The organism is Streptomyces sp. NRRL S-118 (assembly GCF_000716335.1).
GTDB lineage: Bacteria > Actinomycetota > Actinomycetes > Streptomycetales > Streptomycetaceae > Streptomyces.
In genome coordinates this window covers 408-647 of the sequence record NZ_KL591011.1, presented here as the reverse complement: position 1 = coordinate 647, position 240 = coordinate 408, and the positions used below count along the sequence as shown (strand labels likewise).

Sequence of the window (240 nt, the reverse complement as noted above, 5' to 3'; positions counted from 1 at the left end):
CCGAGGAGCGAGGGAGACTCAACCTGTGGTCGGACGGAGGCTTCATGTTCGGCTGTTACGTCCGCACCAGCGGTGGCTCGGTCATCTCGGGAGAGGTGGAGTCCCGTGACTCGGCTCCCGGCCCGTGGCGTGACTACTACGCGAAGCAGGGATACGTGGCGGACCCGGTCGACGTGTCGTCCGGCGACATCAGGGCCGTGGCGCACCCGGACCACGCGTACGTCTACATCCCCTGCACCC

Annotated in this window: 1 protein-coding gene; it reads left to right on the top strand. The window is 67.5% G+C overall.

Annotated elements, in window-relative coordinates:
- Positions 1 to 44: 44 nt before the first annotated feature.
- The coding region (locus IH00_RS37515; protein ID WP_039947225.1) for a hypothetical protein at positions 45 to 240 on the top strand (196 nt) is incomplete at its 3' end.